Origin of the sequence: Kitasatospora sp. NPDC051914 (assembly GCF_040680995.1) — a bacterium.
Lineage (GTDB): Bacteria > Actinomycetota > Actinomycetes > Streptomycetales > Streptomycetaceae > Kitasatospora.
Window position 1 is genome coordinate 24,649 of the sequence record NZ_JBFAXX010000047.1, and the last position, 23,284, is coordinate 47,932.

Genomic DNA, 23,284 nt, shown 5'->3' on the forward strand with positions numbered 1-23,284 from the left:
CGCGTACGGGTCAGTTGAACGGGATGCGCAGCACCGAGGCGCTGCCCTGGGCCTGGGTGGCTCCGACCCGCAGCTGGGCGGGGGCGTTGCCGATGGCGGACCAGATCTCGATGCGGACGGTGCCGTGGTCGAGCGTGCCGAGGGTGCCGGTGGCGGAGCTCAGGCCCATGGCGGCGCCGGAGTAGCGCTCCCAGCCGGCGACCGGGTCGGTGGCGAAGTACCGGTAGGTCTCGACGCGTTCGAAGGTGCCGTCGCCGGTGAGGTCGTAGGAGATCCGGGCCTGCTGGCCGAGGCCTACGGCGCTGCCGGCGTCGACCCAGAGGTCGAAGTCGGTGGCCGCGCCGGGCTTCACGGTGCCGCTGAGGTTGCGGATCTCGTAGGCCTTCGCCTGGTACGGCGTGCCGTCGTGGTTGGTGCCGCCCGCAGAGGGCAGCGTGTCGGTGGCGGCTGCGGTGCCGTAGGCGGTGGTCAGGGTGCCGCCGGGCTGCAGGTAGAGGGTGTTGCCGGTGGTGGCCGTCGCGGTCGGGCTGGGCGTCGGGGTGGGCGTCGGCGTCGCGGTCGGCGATCCGGTCGGGGTGGGCGACGGGGTGACGCCTCCGTTGCCGCCGTCCTCGCGGCTGCCGCGCTCGCTGGCGGTGGACCGGGCGGGCACGGTCAGCGCGTAGCCGTCCGAGAAGTGCACGGTGCGGGCGGCGGTGGTGTAGTTGTGCGCCACGTGGGTGCGGGTGCCGCCGTTGCTGAAGACCGCCGCGGTCGGGGTGTCGGCGGTCGTCGCGGGGTCGAGGGTGCCCAGCGAGGCCAGGTCGTGGATCCAGTGGTAGGTGTGGGCCTTGGACTCGCCCTCCTCGGGGGTGTAGCCGGCGTTCCCGGCGTCCCAGTCGGCCTTGGCGGCCGCCGGGTCGGTGAGGGCCTCGGTCTCCCAGAGGATGTCCCGCCAGTCGGTGAAGGCGCCGCCGTTGTTGGCCTTGAGTTCGGCGAGGTTGGCCCGCAGGTCGTCCTGGCGGCGGCCGAGGTAGAGCGATCCGCCGTTGACCGGGAGGAAGTTGATGCCGTGGATCATGCCGGGCGAGGCAGTCCACCAGGTGGAGTAGGCGGCGCCGCTGCCCCAGACCATGCCGACGGTGGAGTGGCCGAAGGTGCTCGGGAAGACGGCGTGGTCGGCGTCGAACCAGTACTGCTGAACGGCGTTTGCCTCGGTGGTGTAGAGGTAGACGCCGAGGTCGCGCAGGGCGGTGTCCCCGGTGGCGGAGCCGTAGAGGATCAACGCGGAGCTGAAGTTGAGGCCCTCGGAGGAGGACTCCTGGTTGTTGCCGGCGGCAAAGCCCGCGTGGCCGGAGGCCCAGCCGTGGCCGGCGTAGGGGTCGAAGTTGCGCAGCAGCGGGAAGCGGCCGTCGGTGCGGTCGGCGTTGGCGCCGTCCTTGGCGAGGAGCTTGACCATGCCGCCCCAGGCGGAGTCGGCGGCCCAGGCGGCGTCGTAGCGGGCGACGGTGGCGGCGGCCTGCACGAAGTAGCCGTAGTGGAAGTGGTGGTCGTTGAGTTCGGCGTCGGTGCCGTAGGAGGCGGGGTAGCCGATCAGGGTCTTCCAGGTGTTGTCGTAGGCGAAGACGGTGGAGCCGGTGCCCTTGAACCAGGTCTGGAGCCTGCCCTTGATCAGGCCGAGCAGCTTGTCGCGGGTCGCGGTGTCGCCGAGCTGGTCGGCGACGGGGACGAGCTGGGCGAGGCGGCCGAGGGCCTTGCCCGTCCAGTAGGTGTCGGTGGCGCCCTGCCAGGGGTCGGCGGCGTCGGCCTCGGCCCGGACGAGGTTGCCGAGGACGGTGCGGTCGTAGCCGCCGACGTCGGGCAGTGAGGGCAGCACGCCGGTGACGGTCTGGGTGGTGGTGAAGCCGTTGCCCTGGCGGACCTTCATCTGGCCGCGGGGCGAGGTGTAGGTGAGGCCGGTCAGCTGGTCGGCGGTGGCCTGCCACTGGTGCCGGTAGAGGGCGAGCAGGGTGCCGGTCCGGCTGCCCTCCTGCGGGACGGTGGTGGCGGTGTAGGAGGTGCTGAGGGTGCCGGCGGCCTCCTGGTAGCTCCAGTCGACCCTGGTGTCGGTGACGAAGCTGTAGGCGTAGGTGCGGTACTGGGCGAGGTCGGCGGGCGAGGGCAGGACGGCGACGGAGTAGTAGTCCTTGGCGCCGAGGGCGGCGGTCAGGGTGGTGCCGTTGACCGTCCAGTCGGTGCCGGTGGGGGCGAACAGGCCGTAGTGGTGGCCGCCGACGGTGATGCCGAGGACGTTGCCCTGGTCGGCGAAGACGGTCGGGGTGCCGGCGGCGGTGATCTGGGCGGCGCCGCCGGTGGCGTGGGCGTAGACGTAGGGCAGGCCGTGGCCGACGGTGGCGCTGAAGGTGCGGCTGCCGTCGGCCCAGTAGGGGGTGACCGTCCAGTCGGACCAGCCGTCGACCTTGGTGTCCGGGGAGTTGAGGCCGGCGACGCCGAGGGTGAGGTCGCGGGTGTGGGTGTAGTCGTACTGCCGTCCGTCGCCGGTGATCGTCGGCGTGGTGGGGTAGCCGACCTCCAGGCCGCCCGCGGCGGCCTTGAAGGTGAACGGGTGGGCGTACATGTTCTCGGAGTACGGGTTGCCCGCGTAGCGCTGGTAGACCAGCGAGGACCACCAGTCGTTGGTGGGGACGGCCTTGCCGGCCATCCTGGCGGTGACCTTGGGGGTGACGGGGGCGCCGTCGGCGCTGCTCGGCCCGACGGTTCCGGCGGGGCGGGTGTCGGCGTATCCGCCGAGGCCGACCGGGACGGTCGCGGCGGCGGCACTGCCGGCGGCGACCGTGGCGGTGAGGGCTGCGGCGGCGGCCAGGGCCAGGGCGGTGACCGCCGCGGCCGGGCTGCGCAGGGATCTGAGCTTCATGGAGTCCACCTCGGGTGGGGGTGGGGGACGATGAGAAGTGAAAGCGCTCTCAGCGACGGGACCGTAGGGCCGGATCCGACGGAGTGTCAATGAATTGAACGGAATCCCCCGGGCGGCCCGACCGGCCTTGTGGCGCGCGCCGGGATTCCTTGCCTGGCCGGGGCGGTAGCGCTCCCGATCGGCGGGAGAGCGCTGCCCCGCCGGAGATTACGGTCAGGTTTCGACCCCTTGACGCCTGCCCTGCCACCCCGGCACTCTCCTTGCATCGCTGAGAGCGCTCTCAGAAATGGCCCGGGACTCCGGTACGCCAGGACAGGGCTGCGCCCTCGGTCGGTGCGCGCTCGGCACGAGCGCACTCCCCTCGCAGACTCCACGCCACCCACCCTGCCCGGTCAGGAGACATCCCCATGCGTCCGTTCAGAGCCCGCCCGGCCGCCCTCGGCACCGCCGCCCTCGCGGCGGCCCTGCTGCTCTCCGCCTGTTCCTCCGGCAGCACCGCCTCCAAGGACGCCGCCGACGGCAAGGTCACCCTGACGATCGACCTCTTCGGCACCTTCGGGTTCAAGGAGACCGGCCTCTACGACGAGTACATGAAGGCTCACCCGAACATCACCATCAAGCAGTCCGACACCCAGGACGAGGCCCAGTACTGGCAGGCCCTGCAGACCAAGCTGGCCGGCGGCGGCGGTGTCGCCGACATCCAGGGCCTGGAGGTCGGCCGGGTCGCGAGCGTGGTGCAGAAGCAGGCCGACAAGTTCACCGACCTCAAGACGCTCGGCATCGGCAACGTCAACGACGAGCTGGTCCCCTGGAAGGGCGCGGCCGTCAAGACCGCGGACGGCAAGGTGCTCGGCGCGGGCACCGACATCGGCCCCGAGGCGATCTGCTACCGCACCGACCTGTTCAAGGCCGCCGGCCTGCCCACCGACCGCACCGAGCTGGCCGCCAAGTGGTCGACCTGGCAGGGCTACCTCGACCTCGGCAAGCAGTACGCGGCCAAGGCCCCGGCGGGCAACGCCTGGACGGACAGCGCGGCGGGCATGTTCACCGCCGAGGTCGGCCAGCAGAAGGTCCGCTACTCCGACGAGAGCGGCAAGGCCGTGTACGAGAGCAGCCCGGCCGTGAAGACCGCCTGGGAGGACGCGACCAAGCTGGTCGCGGACGGCCTGTCGGCCAAGCTGCCGCAGTGGACGCCGGAGTGGAACAAGGCGTTCTCCACCGGCAAGTTCGCGACGCTGAGCTGCCCGGCCTGGATGATCGGCTACATCAAGGGGCAGGCCGGCGACGCGGCCTCCGGCAAGTGGGACATCGCCGCGGGCCCGGGCAAGACCGGCAACTGGGGCGGCTCGTACCTGGCGATCCCGCGGACGGCCAAGCACCCGAAGGAGGCCGCCGAGCTGATCAAGTGGCTGACGGCCAAGGAGCAGCAGGTGAAGCTGTTCAGCAAGCAGGGCTCCTTCCCGTCCAGCACGGCCGCGCAGTCGGAGATCAAGTCGGTGCAGGACCCGTACTTCAACAACGCGCCGATCGGCCAGATCTTCGCGGAGTCGGCGGCGGCGATGCCGGCGCAGGTGCTGGGCACGGACGACGGTGTGGTCAACAAGGCGTTCACGGACGCGCTGGGCGAGGTGGAGCGGACCAACACCGCTCCGGCCACGGCGTGGCAGCACGCGCTGGACAACATCAAGAAGGCCAGCGGTAACTGACGCCCCACCACCGGCCCCCGGCCCGTGCGGCCGGGGGCCCCGTCGAAGGACTCCCATGGCCATCTCCTCTCCCCCGGCCCCGGCGGCCGGCCGGCGACCCGGTGCGCCGGCGCCGGCCGCGGCGGCCCGCCGGTCCGGTCCGCGTGCTGCGGGGCGGCTCGCCCCGTACGGCTTCGTCGCGCCGTTCTTCGTCCTGTTCGCCGCCTTCGGGCTGTTCCCGCTGCTGTACACGGCGTACGTGTCGCTGCACCGGGTGGAGTTGCAGACCTCGGAGCGGATGGACTGGCTGGGTGTGCAGAACTACACCCGGCTGTTCGAGGACCCGTTCTTCTGGAACGCGCTGGGCAACACGTTCACCATCGGCGTGCTGTCGACGGTGCCGCAGCTGCTGATGGCGCTGGGTCTGGCGCACCTGCTGAACTACAGGCTGCGCGGGCGGACGTTCTTCCGGGTCGCGATGCTGATGCCGTACGCGACGTCGGTGGCGGCGGCGACCCTGGTGTTCGCCCAGCTGTTCGGCCGGGACTACGGGCTGATCAACTGGCTGCTGACCTCGGTGGGCGTCGGCCCGGTGGACTGGCAGGCGAGCACCTGGGCCTCGCAGTTCGGCGTGTCGGCGATCGTCACCTGGCGGTGGACGGGCTACAACGCGCTGATCTACCTGGCGGGCATGCAGGCGATCCCGGGCGAGCTGTACGAGTCGGCGGCGATGGACGGCGCTTCGCGCTGGCAGCAGTTCCGGCACGTGACGATCCCCGGTCTGCGGCCGACGATCGTCTTCACCGTGGTGGTGTCGACGATCGGCGCGACCCAGCTGTTCGGTGAGCCGCTGCTGTACGAGGGCAATGCGGGCGGCGGCATCTCGCACCAGTACCAGACCCTCGGCCTCTACATGTACGAGCAGGGCTGGACGTTCTTCCACCTGGGCCGCGCGGCGGCCGTGGCGTGGGTGATGTTCCTGCTGATCGTCGTACTCGCCCTGCTGAACGCGGCGATCGCCGCCCGGCGCAACCGTACGGACCGGTGATCGAGATGAAGCTCGCCAAGCGTTCCCCGCTGCAGGGCGGCCCGCTCGCCTACGCGGTGCTGGGTGCGGCCACGCTGATGTTCGTCTTCCCGTTCTACTGGACGCTGGTGGCGGCCAGCCGCACCAACGCGGAGCTGAGTGCGGCGGTGCCCGCCTTCACCCCGGGCCCGAACCTGTTCCACAACCTCGGCGAGGCGCTGGAGCAGGCGGCGATCGGCACCGCGCTGTGGAACTCGCTGGTCGTCTCCGGTGCGGTGACCGTCGGTGTGGTGCTGTCCTCGACGCTGGCCGGGTTCGCGTTCGCGAAGCTGCGCTTCCGCGGCCGGGGCCTGCTGCTGGCGCTCACCATCGGCACGATGATGATCCCGCCGCAGCTGGGTGTGATCCCGCTGTTCATGGTGATCGTGAAGATGGACCTGCAGAACAAGCTGCCGGCGGTGATCCTGCCCGCGCTGGTGTCGGCCTTCGGCGTGTTCTTCATGCGGCAGTTCCTGATCCAGGCGCTGCCGGACGAGCTGATCGAGGCGGGCCGGGTCGACGGCGCCTCGGCGCTGCGGATCTTCTGGTCGATCGTGCTGCCGGTGGCCCGGCCGGGCATGGCCGTGCTGGGCATGCTGACCTTCATGGCCACCTGGAACGACTTCTTCTGGCCGATCGTGGCGCTGAGTTCGCAGAACCCGACGGTGCAGGTGGCGCTGAAGTCGCTCGGACAGGGCTACGTGCCGGACCAGTCGGTCGTGATGGCCGGCACGCTGCTGGGCACCCTGCCGGTGCTGCTGGTGTTCGCGCTGCTCGGCCGGCAGATCGTCGGCGGCATCATGCAGGGCGCCGTCAAGGGCTGACCCGCACTCCGCGCCCGTGCTTCCCCAACCACTCCTTCCGGAAGGCGACATGTCCGTCGAAGCCCTCCCCTCCCCCGTCCGCACCGGTTTCCCGGCCGGCTTCGTCTGGGGCGCGGCCACGGCCGCGTACCAGATCGAGGGTGCCGCCGCCGAGGACGGCCGCACCCCGTCGATCTGGGACACCTTCAGCCGCACCCCGGGCAAGGTCCGCAACGGCGACACCGGCGACATCGCCGCCGACCACTACCACCGGTACCGCGAGGACGTGGCGCTGATGGCCTCGCTGGGGCTCGGCGCGTACCGGTTCTCGCTGGCCTGGCCGCGGATCGTGCCCGGCGGCCGCGGCCCGGTGAACGAGGCCGGCCTGGACTTCTACGACCGGCTGGTCGACGAGCTGCTGGCGGCCGGGATCGCCCCGGTGGCGACGCTCTACCACTGGGACCTGCCGCAGGAGCTGGAGGACGGGGGCGGCTGGACGAACCGGGACACCGCCTACCGCTTCGCGGAGTACGCCCGGGTCGCGGCCGAGCGCCTCGGCGACCGGATCGGCACCTGGACGACGCTCAACGAGCCCTGGTGCAGCGCCTTCCTCGGCTACGGCAACGGCATCCACGCACCGGGCCGCACCAGCCCGGCGGACGCCCTGACCGCCCACCACCACCTGCTGCTGGCGCACGGGCTGGGCACGGCGGCACTGCGCTCGGCGCTGCCGCCGGCGGCGCAGGTGTCGCTGACGCTGAACCTGGCGGCGGTGCGCCCGCTGTCGCAGGACGCGGCGGACCTGGACGCGGCGCGCCGGATCGACGGCCTGGCGAACCGGATCTTCCTGGACCCGGTGTTCCACGGCCGCTACCCGGCGGACGTGCTGGCGGACACCGCGGAGGTCACCGACTGGTCCTTCGTCCGGGACGGCGACCTGGCGGAGATCTCCCGGCCGATCGACTCGCTGGGGATCAACTACTACACGCCGACGGTGGTCGCGGCCGACGACCCGGAGCGCCCGGCGGTGCGGCAGGACGGGCACGCGGGCGACATCTCGCCGTGGCCGGCCGACCGCGGGGTGCGGTTCCTGCCCGCGGAGGGCAGCCGCACCGCGATGGGCTGGCCGGTGGACGCCGACGGGCTGTACGAGCTGCTGACCCGGCTGCGGGACGACCTGCCGGGGCTGCCGCTGCTGGTGACCGAGAACGGCGCGGCGTACGAGGACTACAGCGACCCGTCGGGTGCGGTGCGCGACCCGGAGCGGATCGCCTACCTGCACGGGCACCTGGGTGCGGTGCGCCGGGCGATCGGGGACGGGGCGCCGGTGAAGGGCTACTTCCTGTGGTCGCTGCTCGACAACTTCGAGTGGGCGTTCGGGTACAGCAAGCGTTTCGGCATCGTCCATGTGGACTTCGCGAGCCAGCGGCGCACGCCCAAGGAGAGTGCGCGCTGGTACGCGGAGGTGATCCGCACCGGTGATCTGCCGGCCTGAGGTGGGGCCGGCGGTGGTGCGCCGTACGGCCGCCCTGGGCTGTGGGGGCTCGGGGCGGCCGTGCGGGTCGGTACACCGGTGGTGCGGTGGGCGGCCGCCGGGCCCGGCGGCGCCCGGCGGCCGATCGGCCGTGCATCCGTTCGACCCGGCGGCCGTGCCCGAGGGCTTGTCTGACAAGCCCTGACGGCGCGGCCGCCGTACGGGTGCACGGCCGTCCGTGTCAGCGGCGGGCCGGGTCGTGCCGGGTGGGGTTGTTCGGCCCGCGCATCGACTTGCTGACGGTTTTCCACTTCCTCAGGCGCTCGGCGGCGAGCCGGGCGTCGCTGCGCGAGGCGATCCAGTCGTTCTCGCGCTGGAGCTTGAGGTAGCTGTCCATCCGGCGCTGCGGCAGGGTGCCGTCCTCGAGGGCGGCGGCCACGGCGCAGCCGGGCTCGGAGCGGTGGCTGCAGTCGTCGAAACGGCACTGCTCGGCGAGGCCGGCGATGTCGGCGAAGGCGAGGTCGACGCCCTCGCCGCCGTAGAGGCCGACCTCGCGCAGGCCGGGGGTGTCGATGACGACTCCGCCGCCCTCGAGCGGGACCAGCTCGCGGGTGGTGGTGGTGTGGCGGCCCTTCTCGTCGACGGAGCGGGTCTCCTGGACGGCCATCACCCGGCGCCCGGCGAGGGCGTTGGTGAGGGTGGACTTGCCGGCGCCGGACTGGCCGACGAGGGCGGTGGCGCCGTGCAGGCAGGCGCGGAGCACGTCCATGCCCTCGCCGGTCTCGGCGCTGACGGTGAGGACGGTGGCGCCGGGGGCGATCTTCTCGACGTCCTCGTGGATGAAGTCGGCGTCGTCGACGAGGTCGGCCTTGGTGAGGACGACCAGGGGTGCGGCGCCGGACTCCCAGGCGAGGGCGAGGAAGCGCTCGATCCGGCCGAGGTCCGGGTCGGCCGCCAGCGAGACCGCGATCATGACGGTGTCGATGTTGGCGGCGAGGACCTGGCCGTCGGAGCGGCCGCCCGCGGTCTTGCGGACGATCGCGGTGGTGCGGTCGAGCAGGGCGGTGACGGTGGGCATGGGCTGCGCGGCGAGGTCGACGGCGGCCCAGTCCCCGGTGCAGGGGCACTTGACCGGGTCGGGATCGCCGACCGGCCGGGTGTCGGCGCGGACGGTGCGCAGTTCGCCGGTGTCGGGGTCGGCGACCAGGAGGTCGCAGCGGCCCCGGTCGACGCGGGAGATGAGGGCGGGGGTGAGCCCTGCCTCGGCGAAGTGGGTGAACTCGTCGGCCCGGTCGTCGTTCCAGCCGTAGGCGGAGAGCGGGTGGGCGAGAGGGGTGTTGCTGGTCACGGTGGGGTGGGCCCTTCACGGGAAAGGGTGGCCCCGGCGGTGCGCGCGTCGGCGCGCGGTGCGATCGGTGCGGGTCAGCCGGTGGCCACGGGGGTGGGGGTGGACGACGTACGGACGCGGGCAGCGCCCATCGCAACGACGGTCATCACGGTCCTCACCTCCTGGCTTCACAGGGCTCGACGGGGGAGGCCTCGGCGGGCCTCCCGGACGGCGTCCACGCTAGCCATCGGGCGGGCGCGGCGCCAGCGGTTTTTCCAGCCGGGCGGGGCGGTTCACCTGCGCTGCTGCCGATCCGGTCAAGTGCGATGCCGCCGATGGGTGTTGACGTACCCTTGACACCCGATATTGGTCTAGTCCATCTTGGCGGAGCACGCGGCCTGCACGGCTCCCCCGCACCTCCCCTGCGGCCGCAACCCCCATCCCCCACTGGAGGTCCTGTGCGTACCCGGAACCGCCTCGTGGCGGCGCTCGGCGCCGTCGCGTTGGGCTCGGCCGCGGCCGTCGCCCTGCCTGGAACGGCCCAGGCGGCCAATCTGCTCACCAATCCCGGCTTCGAGAGCGGCACGCTCAGCGGCTGGTCCTGCACCGGCGGGCTCGGCTCGGTGGTGAACAGCCCGGTGCACTCCGGCAGCAAGGCGCTGGCCGGCGCGGCGAGCGCGAGCGACTCGGCGCAGTGCACCCAGACCGTCTCGGTGCAGCCCAACACCACGTACACGCTGTCCGGCTGGGTCCGCGGCAACTACGTCTACCTGGGCGTGACCGGCGGCGCCTCCACCTGGACGCCGTCCGCCGCCTCGTACCAGCAGTTGTCCGTCACCTTCACCACCGGCGCGAGCCAGACCAGCGCGCAGATCTTCACGCACGGCTGGTACGGCCAGGGCACCTACTACGCCGACGACATCAGCCTGGACGGCCCGGGCGGTGGGGGCGGCGACACCCAGGCGCCGACCGCGCCGGGCGGCCTCGCCTCGACCGGCAAGAGCTCCTCCACGGTGTCGCTGTCCTGGAACGCCTCCACCGACAACGTGGGCGTGGCCGGCTACGACGTGTACAGCGGCGGCAACGTGGTGGCGAGCAGCACCGGCACCTCGGCGACGGTGACCGGCCTGGCCGCGAGCACCGCGTACACCTTCACCGTCAAGGCGCGGGACGCGGCGGGCAACACCTCGGCGGCGTCCAACGGCGTCACGGTGACCACCGACCCCGGCGGCGGTGGCGGCACCGGCTTCAAGCAGGCCGCGCCCTACCTGTACATGGGCTGGGGCGAGCCGCCGTCCGCGACCACGGTGATGAGCGCGACCGGCATCAAGTGGTTCACCATGGCGTTCATCCTCTCCTCCGGCGGCTGCAACCCGTCCTGGGACGGTCAGCGCCCGCTCACCGGCGGCGTCGACCAGCAGACGATCAACGCGATCCGGGCGGCCGGCGGCGACATCGTGCCGTCGATCGGCGGCTGGCAGGGCAACAAGCTCGGCCCGAACTGCGCCACCGCCGCCGACCTGGCCGGCGCCTACCAGAAGGTGATCAGCGCCTACGGCCTGAAGGCGATCGACGTCGACATCGAGAACACCGACGAGTTCGAGAACACGGCCGTCCAGGACAAGATCCTCGGCGCGCTGAAGATCGTCAAGCAGAACAACCCCGGCCTGAGGACGATCCTCACCTTCGGCACCTCGACCACCGGCCCGACCTACTACGGCAACCGGCTGATCGAGCAGGCCAAGGCCCTGAACGCCGACATCGACGTCTTCACGATCATGCCGTTCGACTTCGGCGGCGGCGCCGACATGTACGGCAACACCGTGAGCGCGGCGAACGGCCTGAAGAACAAGCTGAAGACCACCTTCGACTGGGACGACGCCACCGCGTACGCGCACGTCGGCATCTCCGGCATGAACGGCCTCTCCGACCAGCAGGAGACCACCACGCCGGCGATCTGGACGAGCATCCGCGACTGGGCGAACGCCAACCACATCGCCCGCCTGGCCTTCTGGTCGGTCAACCGCGACCGGCCGTGCGCCGGCGGCGGGGTGGCCGAGAACTGCTCCGGCATCAGCCAGAACAACTGGCAGTTCACCTCCATCACGGCCGGCTTCACCGGCTGACGACCGCAGAGCCGCAGAGCCGCCCCCGCCCCCACCGGCGGGGGCGGCTCTGCGCGTCCGGGCAGCCCCCCGGGCAAATTGTTAGCGCTAACAGTCGACTCGTCAAGCAGCCTGCACGGCGCTTCCATATCTATGCCCGCACGTGACCCGATGGTGACTCCACCCCCCTTGACGGGCTTCTTGTGAGCGTTAACACTCAGGTAACACCAGGCCAGGGGGCCCGTCCCCCTGGCAGCACCCTCATTCCCTGACCGATAACCTGCCCCCCACCCCCCCCCGCTCGACCGACCCGGCACCCCCCGTCCGCCCCGGTCGCGGCACACCCCCTGGAGGAACTGTGCGCAAGCTCTCTACGGCCCTCGCCGCGGCCGGTCTCGCGCTGTCGCTGGCGGCCTGCGGCCAGAGCGCCAACGGCGTCGGCGACGGCGCGGCCAAGGACGGAGGCAAGGGCGGGCTGGTCGGCATCGCCATGCCGACCAAGTCCTCCGAGCGCTGGATCAACGACGGCAACAACATGGTCAAGGAGTTCCAGGGCAAGGGCTACAAGACCGACCTGCAGTACGGCGACAACGTCGTCGAGAACCAGGTGTCGCAGATCGAGAACATGATCACCAAGGGCGCGAAGCTCCTGGTCGTCGCCGCGATCGACGGCTCCTCGCTGACCGACGTCCTGCAGAAGGCGGCCGACGCCCACATCCCGGTGGTCTCCTACGACCGGCTGATCCGCGGCACCAAGAACGTCGACTACTACGCCACCTTCGACAACTTCAAGGTCGGCGTCCTGCAGGGCACGTACATCGCCGACAAGCTCGGCCTCAAGGACGGCAAGGGCCCGTTCAACGTCGAGCTGTTCGCCGGCTCGCCGGACGACAACAACGCCCAGTTCTTCTTCAACGGCGCGATGAGCGTCCTCAAGCCGTACATCGACAGCAAGAAGCTCGTCGTGCAGAGCGGCCAGACCGCCTTCAACCAGGTCGCCACGCTGCGCTGGGACGGCGGCGTCGCGCAGTCCCGGATGGACAACCTGCTGAGCAAGTCGTACACCAGCGCCCACGTGGACGCGGTGCTCTCGCCCTACGACGGCATCTCCATCGGCATCCTCTCCTCGCTCAAGGGCGTCGGCTACGGCAGCGCCGGCAAGGCGCTGCCGATCGTCACCGGACAGGACGCCGAGGTGGCCTCGGTGAAGTCGATCATCGCGGGCGAGCAGACCCAGACCGTCTACAAGGACACCCGCGAACTCGCCAAGGTCGCCGTCCAGATGGGCGACGCGCTGCTGACCGGCGGCAAGCCGCAGACCAACGACACCACCCAGTACGACAACGGCGCCAAGGTCGTCCCGGCCTACCTGCTGCAGCCGGTCAGCGTCGACAAGGAGAACTACGCCAAGGTCCTGGTCGACGGCGGCCAGTACACGGCCGACCAGCTCAAGTAACCCGACCAGTCCCGGGCCCGCCCGCCGCGGGCCGCTTGGATCCGGCGGTGCGGGCGGGGTGCGACCCCAGCGCCCCCGCCCGCACCGCCCCCGTCGAAACGGATGCACCACCATGGCCGGACCTGTCCTCGAGATGCGTTCGATCACCAAGACCTTCCCCGGCGTCAAGGCCCTCTCCGACGTCAACCTCAGCGTCGCCGCCGGGGAGATCCACGCGATCTGCGGCGAGAACGGCGCCGGCAAGTCCACCCTGATGAAGGTGCTGAGCGGCGTGTACCCGCACGGCAGCTACGAGGGCGAGATCCTCTTCGAGGGCGAGCCCTGCCGCTTCAAGGACATCCGGGCCAGCGAGCAGCGCGGCATCGTGATCATCCACCAGGAACTCGCCCTGGTGCCGTACCTGTCGATCGCCGAGAACATCTTCCTCGGCAACGAGCACGCCAGCCGCGGCATCATCAGCTGGAACAGGACGCTCACCCACGCCGCCGCCCTGCTGAAGCGGGTCGGCCTGCAGGAGAACCCGCACACCCGGATCGCCGACATCGGCGTGGGCAAGCAGCAGCTCGTCGAGATCGCCAAGGCACTGGCGAAGGAGGTGAAGCTGCTCATCCTGGACGAGCCGACCGCCGCGCTGAACGACGAGGACAGCCGCAAGCTGCTCGACCTGATGCTGGAGCTCAAGGCCCAGGGCATCTCCTGCATCATCATCTCGCACAAGCTCAACGAGATCGCCCGGGTCGCCGACGCGGTCACCGTGCTGCGCGACGGCCGGACCATCGAGACCATCCCGGTCGGCGCCGACGGCATCGCCGAGGACCGCATCATCCGCGGCATGGTCGGCCGCGACCTGGAGCACCGCTACCCCGAGCGCACCCCCGAGATCGGCGAGACCGCCTTCGCCGTCGAGGACTGGACCGTCCAGCACCCGATCGACCACCACCGCAACGTCGTCGAGGGCGCCTCGCTGACCGTGCGGCGCGGCGAGATCGTCGGCATCGCCGGCCTGATGGGCGCCGGCCGGACCGAGCTCGCGATGAGCGTCTTCGGCCGCTCGTACGGGCGGTACACCGGCGGGCGGGTGCTGGTGCACGGGCGGGAGGTCTCCACCCGGACGGTGCCGCAGGCGATCGGGCACGGCATCGCGTACGTGACCGAGGACCGCAAGCAGCTCGGCCTCAACCTGATCGACGACATCAGCCGGAACATCACGCTGAGCGCGCTCGGCAAGGTGGCGCGGCGGGGCTGGGTGAACCGGCACGAGGAGACCAAGGTCGCCGAGTCGTACCGGGCGTCGATGAACATCAAGGCCCCGTCGGTGTTCGCCGAGACCGGCAAGCTCAGCGGCGGCAACCAGCAGAAGGTCGTCCTCAGCAAGTGGATCTTCGCCGGCCCGGAGGTGCTGATCCTCGACGAGCCGACCCGCGGCATCGACATCGGTGCCAAGGCCGAGATCTACCAGGTCATCGCCGACCTCGCCGCACAGGGCAAGGCCGTGCTGGTGATCTCCTCCGAACTCCCCGAGCTCCTGGGCCTGTGCGACCGGATCTACACGATGGCCGAGGGCCGGGTCACCGGCGAGGTGGCCCGTGCCGACGCCGACCAGGAGTCCCTGATGCGCCTCATGACCGTGAGCGCAGCCCCGCAGACCGCCGCCCCGCAGACCGCGGCATCCCGACCCGAGCAGGTGTAAGGCATGGCCCAGACCCAGACCACCCCGAAGACCCCGCCGGGCCCGGCGGCCCCCGCGGAGCCGCGCTCCGCCGGCGCCGTGCTGGTCCAGGCGCTGCGCGGCAACGTCCGCCAGTACGGCATGCTGGTCGCCCTCGCGCTGATCGTGGTGCTGTTCCAGATCTGGACGGACGGCACCCTGCTGAAGCCGCTCAACATCACCAACCTGATCCAGCAGAACGGCTACATCCTCATCCTGGCGATCGGCATGATGATCGTCATCATCGCCGGGCACATCGACCTGTCGGTGGGCTCACTGGCGGCGTTCGTCGGGGCGGCGGCCGCCGTGATGATGGTCAGGCACGACCTGCCGTGGCCGCTCGCCCTGGTGTTCGCGCTGCTGATCGGCGCGGTGGCCGGCGCCTGGCAGGGCTTCTGGATCGCCTACATCGGCATCCCGTCGTTCATCGTCACCCTGGCCGGCATGCTGCTGTTCCGCGGCGGCACCCAGATCCTGCTCCAGGGCCAGTCGATCGCGCCGTTCCCCAAGGGCTTCCAGAAGATCTCCAGCGGCTTCCTGCCCGAGGTCGGCCCGCCCACCAACTACCACAACCTGACCCTGCTGCTCGGCCTCGGCGTGCTCGCGATCGCCGTGCTGCAGGAGGTCCGCGGCCGCCGCCAGGCCGCCTCGTACGGACTCGAACTGCTGCCGGTGGGCTTCTTCCTCGCCAAGATCGCCGCGATCACCGCCGCGGTCGTGGTCTTCACCCTGCTGCTCGCCAGCTACCACGGCGCCCCGATCGTGCTGCTGATCCTGGGCGCACTGCTGGTCGGCTTCGGCTACCTGATGCGGAACTCGATCATCGGCCGGCACACCTACGCGATCGGCGGCAACGAGCCCGCGGCGAAGCTCTCCGGTGTGAAGAGCAAGCGGGTGGTGTTCCTCGCCTTCGTCAACATGGGCGTGCTGGCGGCGCTGGCCGGCCTGGTCTTCGCGGCCCGGCTGAACGCCGGCACCCCGCAGGCCGGCATCAACTTCGAACTGGAGGCGATCGCGGCGGCGTTCATCGGCGGCGCCTCCGCCTCGGGCGGCGTCGGCACCGTGCTCGGCGCGATCATCGGCGGCCTGGTGCTGGGCGTGCTCAACAACGGCATGTCGCTGGTCGGCGTCGGCACCGACTACCAGCAGGTCATCAAGGGCCTGGTGCTGCTCGCCGCAGTCGGCTTCGACGTCTACAACAAGCGCAAGGTCGGCTCCTGACCCCGGCCCGCGACGGCTCCGCCCGGTGTGTGTGCGCACACCGGGCGGAGCCGTTCCTGTCGGTCCCGGCACGTAGCGTGGACCTCCGAGGACGGTCGCACCCGGGCGGCCGGGCGGCGGCGGGACGGCACATGGGCGGAGCACGGTCGGGCGGGGCGGCGCACGGGCCGGTGGCGGAGGGCCGCTACCGGCTGCGCAACGTCGGCAGCGGGCTGCTGCTGGAGATCGCCGGCGGGCGCGGCGGCAGTGGGGCGAAGGCCCGGCACGCGTCGGACGACGGCAGCGAGGCCCAGGTCTGGCGGGTGTCACCGGTGCATCCGGGGGCGGGCCTGTACCACCTGGAGAACGCGGCGAGCGGCAAGCGCCTCGACGTCATGGGTGCCCGCACGAAAAACGGGGTGCCGATCCAGCAGTGGTCCCCGAACGGCTTCGGTGCCCAGGAGTGGCTGTTCGAGCAGCACGTGGACGCGCCGGGCACGTTCACGGTCGTCGCGGTGATCAGCGGCAAGGCCGTGGAGGGCTGTGCGGACGGCTCGGTGCGCCAGCAGGAGGACGCCGACGATCCCGCGCAGTGGTGGCGGTTGGAACCGGCCTGACGCGCGCCCCCGCGGTGCCGTGCCGACCGGCCCGTACCGTGGGCGCATGAGTGAACGTCAGACCGGCCGTCCGACCCGTTCCACGGCGTACCTGGCCGCCTCCGGCGTCTTCGCGGTCTGCATGGCCGGCACCACCCTGCCCACCCCGTTGTACTCGCTGTACCAGGAGGAGCTGGGCTTCTCCGAACTGGTCGTCACGGTGGTCTTCGCGGTGTACGCCTTCGCCGTGATCGGAGTGCTGCTGGCCGTCGGCAACGTCTCGGACACCGTGGGGCGCAAGCCGGTGCTGCTGGCGGGGCTCGGCTTCGCGGCGCTCAGCGCGGTCTGCTTCCTGGCGGAGGGCGGGGTGCCGCTGCTCTGCCTGGGCCGGTTGATGTCGGGCTTCTCGGCGGGCCTGTTCACCGGCACCGCGACCGCGTACGTGCTGGAGCTGGCGCCGGTCGGCCGGGAGGGCCGGGCGGCGTTCGCGGCGACGGCGGCGAACATGGGCGGGCTGGGGCTCGGCCCGCTGCTGTCGGGGGTGCTGGCCGAGTACGCGCCCGATCCGCTGGTGCTGCCGTTCGTGGTGCACCTGGTGATGGTGGCGGTCGCGGCGGGGGTGCTGCTGGTGCTGCCGGAGTCGGTGGCCGGGGCGGGCGGCCTGTCGGCGGCCCGGCTGAAGGCGCCGAGCCTGCCGCCCGAGGTGCGCAGGGTGTTCGTGCCGGCCGGGGTCGCGTCCTTCGCCGGGTTCGCGCTGCTCGGGGTGTTCACGGCGGTCTCGCCGGCCTTCCTGGCGCAGACCCTGGACGTGCACAACCGGGCGCTGATCGGGCTGATCGTCTTCGCGACGTTCCTGGCGTCGACGGGCGGCCAGCTGGCGGCCGGCCGGCTCGGGGCGCGGCGGGCGCTGCCGCTGGGCTGCGCGGTGCTGCTCGCGGGGCTGGCGCTGCTCGGCGGCTCGCTGCTGGCCGAGGTGCTGGCGCTGCTGGTGCTGAGCGCGCTGGTCGGCGGGACGGGCCAGGGGCTGTCGCTGCGCGGCTCGGTCGGGGCGGTGGCCGCGGCGGCGCCCGCAGAGCACCGGGCCGGGTCGATCTCCTCGCTGTTCGTGGTGGCCTACACGGGGATCTCGATCCCGGTGATCGGTGTGGGCGTGCTGTCCGGACCGGTCGGCCTGGAGGAGGCGGGGGTGGTGTTCATCGTCTGCATGGCGCTGCTGACCGTGTTCGCCGGGCTGTACCTGCTGCGCCGCCCGGTCCCGGGCCCGTGACGGTGCCCGCGGCGGTGGAGGTCGCGGCACGCGGACGGCCGCACCCCGCGGTGCGTGCGGGGTGCGGCCGGTGGACATGGGCTCAGAGGGCCTGGGCGAGACGGTGGTAGGCCTGGCTCCAGCGCAGTTCGCGGGTGAAGCGGCGCATGGTGGTGTCCCCGTCGATGAGGACGAGTTCGACGGCGAGCATCTCGGCGAGGTCGTCGAGCTCCTCGGTGCCGAGGGCCCGGGTGAGGACGGTGTGGTGCGGGCCGCCGGCGGTGAGCCAGGCCTCGGTGGAGGTCCGCAGGTCGGGGCGGGGCTTCCAGACGGCGCGGGCGACCGGCAGGTGGGGCAGCGGTTCGACGGGCTCGACGACGTCGACCTCGTTGGCGACCAGCCGGAAGCGGTCGCCCATGTCGGCCATGCCGACGACGACGGCGGGTCCGGGTGCGGCGTCGAAGACGAGGCGGACGGGGTCCTCGCGGCCGCCGATGGACAGCGGGTGGATCTCGCAGGAGGGGGTGCCTGCGGCGATGGTCGGGCAGACCTCCAGCATGTGGGCGCCGAGGATGAGTTCCTGCCCGGGCTCCAGGTGGTAGGTGTAGTCCTCCATGAAGGAGGTGCCGCCGGGCAGGCCCGCGGCGGCGGTCTTGAGGGTGCGCAGCAGGACGGCGGTCTTCCAGTCGCCCTCGCCGCCGAAGCCGTAGCCGTCGGCCATCAGGCGCTGGACGGCGAGGCCGGGGAGCTGGCGCAGGCCACCGAGGTCCTCGAAGTTGGTGGTGAAGGCGCCGAAGCCGCCGTCGGTGAGGAAGGTGCGCAGGCCGGCCTCGATGCGGGCGGCGTAGCGCAGCGCGTCGTGGCGGTCGCCGCCGGGGCGGAGTTCCGGGGCGAGGCGGTAGAGCTCGTCGTACTCCTTGGTGAGGGCGGTGACGTCGCTGTCGGCGGCGCCTTCGACGGCGGCGACGAGGTCGTTGACGCCGTAGGTGTTGACGGAGACTCCGAGGCGGAGCTGGGCCTCGACCTTGTCCCCCTCGGTGACGGCGACGTCGCGCATGTTGTCGCCGAAGCGGGCGAGCTTGAGGGTGGCGAGTTCGGCGCGGCCGGCGGCGGCGCGGGCCCAGGAGGCGATGCGGCGGACGGTGGCGGGGTCGGTGGCGTGGCCGGCGACGGTCTTGCGGGCGACGCCGAGGCGGGACTGGATGTAGCCGAACTCGCGGTCGCCGTGGGCGGCCTGGTTCAGGTTCATGAAGTCCATGTCGATGGTGGACCAGGGCAGCTGCCGGTTGGCCTGGGTGTGCAGGTGGAGCAGGGGCTTGCGCAGGGCGTCGAGGCCGGCGATCCACATCTTGGCCGGGGAGAAGGTGTGCATCCAGGCGACGATGCCGATGCAGTTGTCGTCGGCGTTGGCGTCGAGGCAGGTGCGGCGGATGGCGGCGGCGTCGGTGAGGACGGGCTTCCAGGCGATGCGGACGGGGATGCCGCCGTCGGCGGAGAGGGCGGCGGCGACCTCGCGGGACTGTTCGGCGACCTGGCGCAGGGTGTCCTCGCCGTAGAGGCCCTGGCTGCCGGTGAGGAACCAGATCTCGCGGGTGTCGGCGGTATGCGTCATGGGGTGGTTCTCCTTCACCGGGCCGCGGGCTGCTGGCCGTAGACGTGCTGGTAGCGGTGGTTGAGGCGGTCGATGTCGGCCTGGGCGATGGGCAGGGGTTCGCCGAGCTGGCGGGAGATGTGGACGGTGCGGGCGACGTCCTCGCACATGACGGCGGCCTTGACGGCGGCCTTGGCGTCCTTGCCGATGGTGAAGACGCCGTGGCTCTTCATCAGGACGGCGGGCGAGCGGTGGCCGCGCAGGGTGTCGACGATGCCGCGGCCGATGGAGTCGTCGCCGATGAGGGCGAACGGGCCGACGGGGATCTCGGCGCCGAACTCGTCGGCCATGGCGGTGAGCACGCAGGGGACGGCCTCGCCGCGGGCGGCCCAGGCGCTGGCGTAGGTGGAGTGGGTGTGCACCACGCCGCCGACCTCGGGCATGTGGCGGTAGACGTAGGCGTGGGCGGCGGTGTCGGAGGACGGGCTGTGGTCGCCGGCCACGACGGTGCCGTCGAGGTCGCAGAGGATCATGTTGTCGGGGGTCAGCTCGTCGTAGGCGACGCCACTGGGCTTGATGACCATGAGGTCCTCGCCGGGGACGCGGGCGGAGACGTTGCCCGCGGTCCAGACGACCAGGTTGTAGCGGACGAGTTCCTGGTGCAGGTCGCTGACCTGGCGGCGGAGCAGGTCGATCGGGGAGGTCATCGGTCCTCGCTGGTGCGGTCGGCGGTCAGGGCGGCGTTGCGGATGGCGCGCAGGCGGTGCAGCTGCTTGTCGGGGCCGGTGCCGAAGTGGTCGTGCAGGGCGCGGTACTCGGCGTAGAGGGCGTCGTAGGCGTCGGCGCGGGCCGGGTCGGGCAGGTGGGCGTGGCGGTGGACGCGGCCCATGGCGGCGGAGGCGGTGCGCACGTCGGGGTGGGCGCCGGCGGCGACCGCGGCGTGGATGGCGGAGCCGAGGGCGGGGCCCTGCTCGGAGGCGGCGAGCGAGACGGGGCGGCGCAGCACGTCGGCGTAGATCTGCATCAGGAGGGGGTTCTTCTTGAGACCGCCGGCGACGACGAACTCGGTGACGGGGGCGCCGCCGTCCTCGAGGGCCTCGACGATCGTACGGGTGCCGTAGGCGGTGGCCTCCAGGAGCGCGCGGTAGATCTCCTCCGGCCTGGTGGCCAGGGTGATTCCGACGATCACTCCGGAGAGGTGGTGGTCGACGAGGACGGAGCGGTTGCCGCCCATCCAGTCGAGGGCGACCAGGCCGTGGCCGCCGACGGGCTGGTCGGCCGCCTTGCGGCTGAGGAGCTGGTGGAGGTCCTCGCCGGTGGCCTCGGCCTCGGCGAGGTAGTCGGCGGGCATGCCCTGGCGCAGCCACCAGGCGAAGATGTCGCCGACGGCGCTCTGGCCGGCCTCGTAGCCGTAGGAGCCGGCGACGATGCCGCCGTCGACGACGCCGCAGATGCCGGGGACGTCGGCGAGGGTGGCGCCGTTGACGACGTGGCAGGTGGAGGTGCCCATGATGGCGAGCAGCTGGCCGTGGTCGACGGCACGGGCGGCGGGTGCGGCGACGTGGGCGTCGACGTTGCCGGCGGCGACGGCGGTGCCCTCGGGCAGGCCCGTCCAGGCGGCGGCCTCCGCGGTGAGCGAGCCGGCCCGGCTGCCGAGCGGGAGGAGCGGGTGCTCCAGGCGGGTGCGGGCGAAGTCGGCGAAGCCCGGGTGGAGGGCGGCGAGGTAGTCGTCGGCGGGATAGCCGCCGTCCTGGTGGATGCCCTTGTAGCCGGCGGTGCAGCTGTTGCGGGTCTCGGTGCCGGTGAGCTGCCAGACGATCCAGTCGGCGGCCTCGATCCAGCGCTCGCAGGCGGCGTAGACCTGCGGGTCCTCCTCGAGGACCTGGAGGGCCTTGGCGTACTGCCATTCGGCGGAGATCCTGCCGCCGTAGCGGTGGATCCACTTCTCGCCGCGGGCGTGGGCGAGGGCGTTGATGCGGTCGGCCTGCGGCTGGGCGGCGTGGTGCTTCCACAGCTTGGGCCAGGCGTGCGGGCGGGCGGCCCACTCGGGGGTCTCGGCGAGGGGGGTGCCGTCGGCGCGGACGGGCAGCACGGTGCAGGCGGTGAAGTCGGTGGCGATGCCGATGACGCGGGCGGGGTCGACGCCGGAGGCGGCGAGGGCCTCGGGGACGGCGGTGCGGAGCACTTCGCGCCAGTCCTCGGGGTGCTGGAGGGCCCAGTCGGGGGGCAGTCGGCGGCCGGTGCCGGGGAGGCGGTCCTCGATGACGGCGTGCGGGTAGCTGTGGACGGCGGTGGCGATCTCCTCGCCGTCGCGGACGCGGACGACGACGGCGCGGCCGGAGAGGGTGCCGAAGTCGACGCCGACGACGTAGGTGTCGCCGCCGGTGGCGGTCCTGTCCGCAGCGGTCTGCTCGGTGCCGGTCTGCGGGGTGCCGGTCTGCTCGGCCCGGGTGGGGGGCGTCTCGGTCACTGTCTCATCCTTCGAACGGGGGTGGGGACGAACGGGGTGGCGTTCGGGGCCGGCCGCCGGCTGTTCCGCCCCGTCGCGGGCCGGCGGCCGGCCGGTGTTCCGCCGCCTCACCCTCATGAGGAGCGGAACGTCTGCCGCCGGGCGGACGGGCCGAAGCGGGGTGGCCGCCGGCCGGCGGAGCAGGTGGTCGCGACGGCCGTGGCGGATGGCCGGGCGACTCCGGATGCTGTGATTGTTAACGTTCACATTTTGGCTGTCAAGGGTGCGGGGGCCGTGCAACGAGGTCGGGAGGGCCGGAACGGGCAGGTCACACGGGCGGGACGGCAGTGCGGCCGTGCGGCGCCCCCTCGAGTGCGCTGCTCAAGGCACAACTCACCCCGAGGGGGCGCGCGGAGCCGCGCGGAGCGGGAGTGACGGTGTCGGCCTGCCGCTGCGCGCCGTTCGTCGCGCCCCTCTTGGTTGCAGGCGCGCCCGGGTGGGTCAGGCCGGACGCGGGGCCGGGCCGGTGGAGCGGCGGAGGACCATTTCCGGGGCGACCAGGACGTGGCTGCGGGCGTGGGCCACCCCGGCGAGTTCCTCGACGAGGAGTTCGAGGGCGCGGCGGCCAAGTTCGCCGAAGTTCTGGCGGACGGTGGTGAGCGGCGGGGTGAAGTAGGCGGACTCCGGGATGTCGTCGAAGCCGATCACGCTGATCGCGCCGGGCACCGGGCGTCCGGCCTCGTGGAGGGCCCGGAGCAGGCCGAGGGCCATGTGGTCGTTGGCGCAGAACACCGCGGTGACCTCCGGGTCCGCCGCGATCCGCAGGCCGGCCTCGTAGCCGGACCGGGCGCTCCAGTCGCCGTTGTAGACCTGGGGCACCGGGGCACCGGCCTCCTCCAGGGTGCGGCGCCAGCCGTCCAGGCGGTCCTGGGTCTCCAGCCAGCCGGCCGGGCCGGCGACGTGGTGGACGGTGCCGTGGCCGAGGTCGAGCAGGTGGCGGGTGGCCGCGGCGGCGCCGGTGAGGTTGTCGACCGCGACCGTCGGGACGCGGGAGCGGCTGCCGGAGCCGACCGCGACCACCGGCACCGAACTGGAGAGCCGGGCGACCGCGCCGACGGCGGAGATCTGCGGGGCGATGACGGCGACGCCCTCGACGCCCTGGTCGCGCAGCCGGTCCACGGCCTCCTGGACGGAACGCGCGTCCAGCGAGCGGAGGCTGGCCACGCTGACGAAGTAGCCGGCGCTGCGGGCGGCCTGTTCGAGGCCGTCGAGCATCGAGGCCGGGCCGTAGAGGGTGCTGGCGAAGCTCACCACACCGAGGGTCTGGGAGCGGCGGGTGACCAGGGCCCGGGCGGCGGAGTTGGGGCGGTAGTCCAGCTCCCTGATGGCGGCGAGCACCTTGTCGCGGGTGTCGGGCCGCACGTGCGGGGCGCCGTTCAGGACTCGGGACACGGTCTGGTGCGACACTCCGGCGAGCTTCGCGACGTCGGCCATCACGGGCTGTCGGGGCTCCGTCCCGGCAATCTCACTTCCCACTCACAGCCCCCTTGTCGGTGCAGAGCCAGATGCACGCTGCAACTGTCTCACGTGTGCGCAAGGGAGTGTAATTGTTCGCGCTCACAAGTCGATCTCGGGGCCGCCCCGCAACAGTGCAGGCCACGTGGTCGGCCCCCGTCCCGGGCGGC

The 23,284-nt window shown here is 72.1% G+C and carries 16 protein-coding genes; 10 read left to right on the top strand and 6 right to left on the bottom strand.

Going from position 1 to position 23,284, the window contains the following annotated elements; all coding sequences use genetic code 11:
• Positions 1-10 precede the first annotated feature (10 nt).
• Entirely contained in the window at positions 11-2,893 is a 2,883-nt protein-coding gene (locus AB0M03_RS27485) for a glycosyl hydrolase (protein WP_363495511.1), read from the bottom strand.
• Positions 2,894-3,300: 407 nt separating this feature from the next.
• Here AB0M03_RS27485 and AB0M03_RS27490 point away from each other — a divergent pair, with 407 nt between their 5' ends.
• The 4 genes from AB0M03_RS27490 to AB0M03_RS27505 are packed head-to-tail and all read left to right on the top strand — an operon-like array spanning position 3,301 to position 7,942.
• Entirely contained in the window at positions 3,301-4,599 is a 1,299-nt protein-coding gene (locus AB0M03_RS27490) for an extracellular solute-binding protein (RefSeq protein ID WP_363495514.1), read from the top strand.
• A gap of 55 nt (positions 4,600-4,654) precedes the next feature.
• Positions 4,655-5,626, top strand: a complete 972-nt coding sequence (locus AB0M03_RS27495) for a sugar ABC transporter permease (protein ID WP_363495517.1) — start codon at positions 4,655-4,657, stop codon at positions 5,624-5,626.
• A 5-nt stretch (positions 5,627-5,631) separates the two neighbouring features.
• Positions 5,632-6,468, top strand: coding sequence for a carbohydrate ABC transporter permease (locus tag AB0M03_RS27500; RefSeq protein WP_363495625.1), 837 nt, complete (start codon positions 5,632-5,634; stop codon positions 6,466-6,468).
• Between the two features lie 49 nt (positions 6,469-6,517).
• The gene (locus AB0M03_RS27505) at positions 6,518-7,942 is read left to right on the top strand and encodes a GH1 family beta-glucosidase (protein WP_363495520.1); all 1,425 of its coding nucleotides are present in this window, start codon (positions 6,518-6,520) and stop codon (positions 7,940-7,942) included.
• A gap of 220 nt (positions 7,943-8,162) precedes the next feature.
• Here the strand turns inward: AB0M03_RS27505 and rsgA are convergent, their stop codons facing one another.
• Positions 8,163-9,269, bottom strand: coding sequence for a ribosome small subunit-dependent GTPase A (gene rsgA, locus AB0M03_RS27510; protein ID WP_363495523.1), 1,107 nt, complete (start codon positions 9,267-9,269; stop codon positions 8,163-8,165).
• Positions 9,270-9,706: 437 nt separating this feature from the next.
• On the opposite strand from rsgA, the gene AB0M03_RS27515 reads away from it, so the two are divergent.
• The 6 genes from AB0M03_RS27515 to AB0M03_RS27540 all read left to right on the top strand — a co-directional run bounded on the left by AB0M03_RS27515 (position 9,707) and on the right by AB0M03_RS27540 (position 17,580).
• Entirely contained in the window at positions 9,707-11,374 is a 1,668-nt protein-coding gene (locus tag AB0M03_RS27515; protein WP_363495526.1) for a carbohydrate binding domain-containing protein, read from the top strand.
• Between the two features lie 337 nt (positions 11,375-11,711).
• Complete coding sequence (chvE, locus tag AB0M03_RS27520; protein ID WP_363495529.1) at positions 11,712-12,809, top strand: multiple monosaccharide ABC transporter substrate-binding protein; 1,098 nt, start codon at positions 11,712-11,714, stop codon at positions 12,807-12,809.
• A 112-nt stretch (positions 12,810-12,921) separates the two neighbouring features.
• Complete coding sequence (gene mmsA, locus AB0M03_RS27525) at positions 12,922-14,499, top strand: multiple monosaccharide ABC transporter ATP-binding protein (protein ID WP_363495532.1); 1,578 nt, start codon at positions 12,922-12,924, stop codon at positions 14,497-14,499.
• 3 nt (positions 14,500-14,502) lie between these two features.
• Positions 14,503-15,738 carry a multiple monosaccharide ABC transporter permease gene (gene mmsB, locus AB0M03_RS27530; protein ID WP_363495534.1) on the top strand — a complete coding sequence of 412 codons (1,236 nt, stop codon included), beginning with the start codon at positions 14,503-14,505 and terminating at the stop codon, positions 15,736-15,738.
• Between the two features lie 131 nt (positions 15,739-15,869).
• Complete coding sequence (locus AB0M03_RS27535; RefSeq protein ID WP_363495537.1) at positions 15,870-16,334, top strand: RICIN domain-containing protein; 465 nt, start codon at positions 15,870-15,872, stop codon at positions 16,332-16,334.
• A 46-nt stretch (positions 16,335-16,380) separates the two neighbouring features.
• A complete protein-coding gene (locus AB0M03_RS27540; RefSeq protein ID WP_363495540.1) occupies positions 16,381-17,580 on the top strand; it encodes an MFS transporter in 1,200 nt (399 codons plus the stop codon).
• 82 nt (positions 17,581-17,662) lie between these two features.
• Here the strand turns inward: AB0M03_RS27540 and araA are convergent, their stop codons facing one another.
• The 4 genes from araA to AB0M03_RS27560 all read right to left on the bottom strand — a co-directional run bounded on the left by araA (position 17,663) and on the right by AB0M03_RS27560 (position 23,135).
• Positions 17,663-19,171: an L-arabinose isomerase gene (gene araA / locus AB0M03_RS27545; RefSeq protein ID WP_363495543.1), complete on the bottom strand. Its 1,509-nt coding sequence runs from the start codon at positions 19,169-19,171 to the stop codon at positions 17,663-17,665.
• 14 nt (positions 19,172-19,185) lie between these two features.
• The gene (locus tag AB0M03_RS27550) at positions 19,186-19,857 is read right to left on the bottom strand and encodes an L-ribulose-5-phosphate 4-epimerase (RefSeq protein ID WP_363495546.1); all 672 of its coding nucleotides are present in this window, start codon (positions 19,855-19,857) and stop codon (positions 19,186-19,188) included.
• Entirely contained in the window at positions 19,854-21,620 is a 1,767-nt protein-coding gene (araB, locus tag AB0M03_RS27555) for a ribulokinase (RefSeq protein WP_363495549.1), read from the bottom strand. The genes AB0M03_RS27550 and araB overlap by 4 nt, the downstream gene beginning before the upstream one ends.
• Before the next feature lie 480 nt (positions 21,621-22,100).
• Positions 22,101-23,135: a LacI family DNA-binding transcriptional regulator gene (locus AB0M03_RS27560; RefSeq protein WP_363495552.1), complete on the bottom strand. Its 1,035-nt coding sequence runs from the start codon at positions 23,133-23,135 to the stop codon at positions 22,101-22,103.
• Between the last annotated feature and the right edge of the window lie 149 nt (positions 23,136-23,284).